Genomic DNA, 5,993 nt, shown 5'->3' with positions numbered 1-5,993 from the left:
GGCCTGGACCTGGGCGGCGGCTTTGAATTCGCTAGAGGCGATCATCACTCCCGGCACGCCGCGCGCCTCGAGATCGGTGAGGTCGTGCACACTGCACGACGTGCACGACCCTCAGTCGGCGAGGGCCTCGATCACCGCGTCGCAGCGGCGGGCGATCTCCTGGCGCAGGTCTGAATCGTCGACCGCACTGCCGCCCTCAGACGCCCATGGCGACCTTTCCTCGCCACCGACTTTCTTGGCTCGCAGCTGCAGATCGGGAAGCGGTTTTGCGTCTTATATAGGCAGAGCTTGCCACAAGTGCGGGCTCTGGCGGTGCTTCGGCTCAGCCGGCGAAGCCCGCATCGGTGGTCAGGGATCCGAACGCCTGACCTGGGTCGCCAGGCATTCGGATTTCCCGAGCAGCCGGAGACTGAGATAGGCCGACCTGCACGCTTCATACCCGAGAACAAGGACGGCGTCCTCGTCGAGGTCACGTGCCGGACGATCGGCGCCCGTGCGCTGCTGGTGCCGTCGCCGGATCTGGTGGAACCGGTCGAAGGAGTGGCCGCCAGGAACCGCGGTCAGGAATACGGGCGATACGAAGTCAAGTGAACTCCACCTAGAGAGAGAACGTTCTCGACCGCCCTCTTCGACCGGTTCGATCTGGTCCGGCCAGGTGGACCGGGTGCGGCAGAATCTGAACCCGGTAGCCCTACGCAGCGAGCAGAGGCTGAAGCTCGGGTTCGGCCGTCGCTATCAAGTCCAGCAAGTCCAGCGAGTAATCCTGAGTAAGCGCTTTCCATTCAACCGGTGAGCTTTTCTCGGCCAGCTGAACAAGTCGAAGGCGATCAAGCGCAAATCGCCCGGCCAAACAGACCTCGTACCAGTCGCGACTCTCGTACACGTGAAATGGAAGCGCAAAGAAATCGTTCAACTGTTTGCACTTCGGACGCGAGAGGATGGGGTCAAGCAGATCCGATGCGAGCTCTGTGTGCTTTTTTTCCTTAAGCCAGTTTCTGCCGCAAGTGCAATTCCCGACAAATATGAGGCTGCCGGAGCGAGAGTCTGGTTTCAGCCAGACTACTGAGTCAACGCCACCGTCTTGTGGGTTCTCAATCCTCGTATTGGGATCGATGGCCCATTCGTCAGGCATCAACTGATCTAGGCGAGATATGATCTGATCAAAGCTTCCAAGGCCCTCGTCGGGTGGATAACCGGTACGGAGGCTACTTGAGTTCTTGCCTAGAAGAAGACCCAGGGCTAAACCAGCTAGCCGCTCGAACGCCTTTTGAATAGGTTTGTACCTACGAAGGCTGATATTTGGTACATAGCATGCCGCAAGACAGAACTCGTAGGTAAAAGTTCGGCTTCCTCGGTAGGTAATATTATTTCCATCAATGGAAAAAGGATAACAGGCGCCGAGAATCGCAGCGCGTTCGTCAATTACTTCTCCGACTCGCGCGATCCAATCATCCCGCTCGGCTTCTTCCTTAGCGGCACGAAGAATTGCATCTTCGGTTTCGAACTCGTCGAGATGCCTTTCAGTGTTATCTTCCGAGATATCATTGTCATGAAGGCATTCTTCAAGCGGGACGGCAACACCTCTGCCGACTCGCAGTGCCGCTCGCTCGACGTCATCTGCCTCGCGAGCTGCTTGTCTTGTTACGTCTCTCGCCTGCCTAGTCTGAGTCATCGCTGCGGTCCCGCAAGAGGCTGTATACTTGATTTGCGACACTTCGCGTGCGGCGGGCCTCTCTTTCGAGATCTCGAAGATGTCGCTCACTCAATTCATCTGTGCTAGCTCCCAAGACGCCTAGAACACGTTCAAGCGTTTCTGTCGCTAGCACTAGACCGTCCATCAATTTTTCGTGAGCGGGCTGCACCGCATCTTGCGCATCGTCTAGGTTTCTTCCTCGCCGCAGATGGGAAAGCACACGTTCATCTGTAACGGCGGCCGCGAGATCAGAGATCTGCCGCGAATCCGATAGCGCTGGCTGACGATTTTTGACTTGACTCCCAAACATCCAGGTAAGTAGATCGCCTCCTCTATTGAGTCCTTCCAGGTCGGTGATGATTTCCTGAGAGGTCGCTTCCTCCATGTCTTCATGGCTGATTCCTAACCACTCGCGAATTGCAGCGTAGCCTAGTGCTGTGTAGACCCAAGAAAAGGGATATTTAGCAGTGCCGCGACCCTTCTTGATTGTTTTCTCAGGAGAGAATCTGGCGGTGGCCTCAAGTTGGGTCACCAAACGATACGCCTGTACCATTCGCTCAAGGGTGCGGTGCTTGTCTCCTATTTCATCTGAGATCTGCCGGAGTCCTCCAGGATAGATCTCCTTGTCTGCTACCTTAGCGGCCCAGGCAGCTTTGGCATAAGAGTCCCATTTCTTGTTTCCTACAATATGGGCGATGCCAAGGTACGGCAGGACTTCCTCCCTGCTCCTTGCGATTAGAACAGGTAGCGTCGTAAGGCTTGGGCCTGCGTCAGGTTTGATGGGGTAATTCCGTACCCTGTGTTTCTGTGTTACTGCTCGCTGGTCGCCGGTGAGTACAAGAGCCGCTGCGAGTCGGCGATTCCCCTCGACAATAATAGTCTTTCGATCCCTACTGATCCCGATCAGTGGCGAGGAGCGGTAGAAGCCGCCTTGCGACATAGAGCTCAACAAATCGCTGATACCGATTGTATCTGCGACGTAGTTGACGATCGCCTTCTGTCTAGCGTTTCCACCGAGCGCACCTGCGAATCGCGGATTCTTGGCGTCAAGCATAAGTTTCGAGAGGGAAATCTCCCGTACCTTGCGATCTTGCGCCTGGTCACGTTGAGTCATTGCGTACCTCAGCTGTTTCATCAACTATTGTTAGTGTGTCGAGGAAACAAGTTAAGCGTTCCGTTAGAACATCGTTAGTTAGTTCGCACTCCCAAACCACGGCCACCGACCATCCGAGGCGTTCCAGTTCTTGGCGGTTTCGGATATCGCGCTGTTCATTGCGTCCAATTTTTTGCCTCCAATAGTCGCGATTTGTTCGTGGGTTGTGCGACCGCCTGCAATTCTCATGACCATGCCAGAAGCAGCCGTGTACGAAGATGATCTTACGTCTCGATGGGAATACAAGATCTGGTCGACCCGGGAGGCAGTGGAGATGGAGCCGTATCTGTAGCCAAGTGCGTGAAGGGTACGACGTACAAGCATTTCCGGCGCTGAGTCCTTCGACCGTATGCGCCGCATGTTCTCGCTGCGGCTGACTGGTCTCCTACGGTACATTTTGAGACAAGGTATCTATTTGCTTTGTAAGATTTGCAGCTACAGCAGCAAAGAGTGGTGGTGGCACAGCGTTGCCTATTGCACGGAATATACGTCTCGGTCGCAGGCCAGTAAAGCGCTTCGTATCAACGAAGCCCTGCAATGCCGCGCACTCAAAGTAGCTTAGCCGTCGAGCGTAGCCTTCACCGTCAAAAAGCCATCGATCTGTGCTGATACGTCTCAAGGGTGGTGAATCTGGGTGCAATCCAACATGCCTCCAGTGTGCTACGACGCAACGAGCCTGTTCATCCCAGCCTCGACGCCTGTTACGTGACATATAATACCAATGGAATGGGTCTTCGCAAAACGAGCCCGATGGCGCATCGCGTAGGTGCCAGATTACATCACGGAGCGTCCTGTAGCTGCTCTGCTGTGGTGCTCCATGTGTGGGTTCAGGGAACGTGTAACGGAGGTTTTCTCTGCTTCGGATCCCAACGATGAAGAGTCGCTTGCGGTCTTGCGCAAGACCGTAATCTTTAGCGTCGAGCACCTTCCAGTTCACGAGGTATCCGGCCGCTCTGAATCTAATAATCTGGGACCGCAGCAAGCTCCGGTTCTGCGAGAAGCGCATTCCGTCAACGTTCTCAACTATGAATGCCAATGGCCTGACTTTCCTCAGGACACGGTCGAACTCTCGATAGAGAAAATTGATGGATGCGTCTTCATCACGCCTGCCGCCTTGGCTATAGCCCTGGCAAGGGTAACACCCACACAGAATATCTGCGGTAGGGAAGCTGTCAATCTTGCGGATGTCCGCGTGCTCGATCTCCCGACCTGTAATGCTCTCGTAAAGCTGGCATGCACCCTCATCCCTATCGTTGGCCCACACTACATCGATCCCGGCCTCTGCCATGCCGAGATCACTCCCACCACATCCAGCGAAGAGCGAGATCCCGGAGTAGCGGGCGTTCGTCATTGTTGTTGTTGCCATCTACCTGTCCGATCTGTCCGCGAGGCGGGGCATGAGTCAGCCATCGGTGAGACCACGTGGGCTTGTTTGCAGGGTGATCTCGCTTCACGTGGAGGGGCTCCGATGCCGGAGGGCGGGCTATCGACTGGACTTCCGGTCCATAGGGAGGCCGCAGACATCGAGGGTCACGCTTCCTTGTCGCCTACGCCGCCGCCAGTGGGTGGCCTATGCCGCCCGCTTTCCTTGAGGAGCGGCGCCGTGGTTGGCGCGAGAAGCCGTCCGGGACTATCTTGGGATCCAGGAGTAGAGCACAGGCAGAGCACGCCGATCGCGCCGCGTGGACTCGGCCCGCGCCGCTCTCGCTTGCTCTCTCTGCCGTCCATCATGGCCATAGTGTAACCGAGTGGCTCTAGTCTGAGCTTGTCTGTCGCACCGGATCAGCAGCAAGATGGGGATAACGCCGTGTGCCGGAGGCTCCCTGCTTCGCAGGCTTCACGAGTTGAGCGGGGACCTATATGGCTGGTTTGGCAGAAGGCTGAGCGCCTTGTCGCTCAAGGAGGTCCAACCGCTTCCACCCGCGAGGAGCGCTCGGTGGTTGCGTCGCCGGCTGACTGTCACCCAGGCCCAACGAGCTCCCTTATCCGAGATCCACCCGGCGCTAACACCACCTCAGCCAACAGGAAAGGACCCGCTTGTGGACAAGATGCCCGCCTATCGCTGGAGAGACGCCCGCCGGCTGGCGTCCTTCCTGAGGAATTCCGGACCCAAGATCGCCAGAGCGCTCGAGCCGGAGATGACCGCAGTGCTCGAAGACGGCGAAGAGCTGCCCGACCTGGCCCGCCTGCTCGACGTGCTCGGGCGCATGGTGCTCGCCAAACAGGCCGACCTCGATGAGCAAGACGACGACAAGGCCGATCACAATGCCAACGCCGCTTCCGCCAGATTGGAGCTGCGCCGGGACGCGATGCAGCTGCTGCGCTCCCGGGTCAAGGAAGTGCGCCAGTGGCTGAGGGGCCATCTGGCGCCCGAGGACATCAAGGAGCTCCTCGGCTTCAAAGGCCGTACGCCGGGCACCGACGAAGGCCGCGAAGACCTCGCCACCGTCATGGTGCGGCGCCGGCGACCGCCGGTGATTGTCGCGCAGCCGACGCCAAGAGCCGCCTCGCCGAGGCCCTGCGCCAGGCCGAGAACGGCGATCTGGTGCTGATCACCCGCTACCGCAAGCCGGTGGCCGCCCTGGTCGGCAGCGAGCGGCTGGAGCGGCTCCAGCGGCTCGAGGACGAGCCCGGCGACGGCAAGGGCGACGGCCAGACCGAGTCGACGGTCCTTACCGGCGCCGGCGCTCCGGCCACGATTCCGTCGCCGCCTCCGACGCCGGCGGTCGCACCGAGCCTCCGCGAGCTCCGCGACCGGGCGGCGACCGGCAGCCGGCGGGCGCCCGACTGGCCGCGATCCCGGGAGCCTATGGCGACCGGCCGGCCGGGTGAGATCGGCGCCCGATCTCACCGCTTCGCGGCTCCGGAGGGTCGAGGGCACGGGCCTCGGGGGGATCGCTCAGCGGCGGAAGGAATGGGCTTCCTCCCGGAGGAGGCTGGGCCAAGAGTCAAGCCGCTGGCTCGGCTTTTGGAGCAGCGGTCAACGCCGCGACGATCTCGTCGGCTGCGGCGTCGGCGAGGGCGCGCACCTCGTCGTCGGTGCGATCCTGGATCGGATGTGGCACGAAGACGCCTGAGGGCTCGAAACCGAGAGCCTTGGCCTGGACCTGGGCGGCGGCTTTGAATTCGCTAGAGGCGATCATCACT

General features: G+C 59.2%; 4 protein-coding genes and 2 pseudogenes. 1 reads left to right on the top strand and 5 read right to left on the bottom strand.

The genetic code is table 11. The annotated features are described in order from the left end of the window. Nucleotides 1-691: 691 nt before the first annotated feature. The 4 genes and pseudogenes from GY725_19895 to GY725_19880 form a co-directional block, all read right to left on the bottom strand. A complete protein-coding gene (locus GY725_19895; GenBank protein ID MCP4006447.1) occupies nt 692-1,672 on the bottom strand; it encodes a hypothetical protein in 981 nt (326 codons plus the stop codon). Beyond that, a complete protein-coding gene (locus tag GY725_19890; GenBank protein MCP4006446.1) occupies nt 1,659-2,807 on the bottom strand; it encodes a hypothetical protein in 1,149 nt (382 codons plus the stop codon). Before GY725_19890 ends, GY725_19895 begins: the two co-directional genes overlap by 14 nt. Beyond that, a pseudogene (gene vsr, locus GY725_19885) lies at nt 2,794-3,242 on the bottom strand (DNA mismatch endonuclease Vsr). Before vsr ends, GY725_19890 begins: the two are co-directional and overlap by 14 nt. Beyond that, nucleotides 3,232-4,197 (bottom strand): DNA cytosine methyltransferase, encoded by a 966-nt coding sequence (locus GY725_19880; protein MCP4006445.1) that lies wholly within the window; start codon nt 4,195-4,197, stop codon nt 3,232-3,234. Before GY725_19880 ends, vsr begins: the two are co-directional and overlap by 11 nt. Before the next feature lie 936 nt (nt 4,198-5,133). On the opposite strand from GY725_19880, the pseudogene GY725_19875 reads away from it, so the two are divergent. Next, nucleotides 5,134-5,481, top strand: a pseudogene (locus GY725_19875) (type II toxin-antitoxin system prevent-host-death family antitoxin). 313 nt (nt 5,482-5,794) lie between these two features. Here the strand turns inward: GY725_19875 and GY725_19870 are convergent. Continuing rightward, on the bottom strand, nt 5,795-5,993 hold a 199-nt coding region (locus GY725_19870), incomplete at its 5' end, for a hypothetical protein (protein MCP4006444.1).

The sequence above is a fragment of the bacterium genome (genome assembly GCA_024226335.1).
In the GTDB taxonomy this organism is placed as follows: domain Bacteria; phylum Myxococcota_A; class UBA9160; order SZUA-336; family SZUA-336; genus JAAELY01.
This window is presented reverse-complemented; position numbering and strand designations above follow the sequence as displayed.

Excerpts from the sequence above, each read along its gene's own strand:
- GY725_19895 (MCP4006447.1), bottom strand. The coding sequence starts at position 1,672 with ATGACTCAGACTAGGCAGGCGAGAGACGTAACAAGACAAGCAGCTCGC.
- GY725_19890 (MCP4006446.1), bottom strand. The coding sequence starts at position 2,807 with ATGACTCAACGTGACCAGGCGCAAGATCGCAAGGTACGGGAGATTTCC.
- GY725_19880 (MCP4006445.1), bottom strand. The coding sequence starts at position 4,197 with ATGACGAACGCCCGCTACTCCGGGATCTCGCTCTTCGCTGGATGTGGT.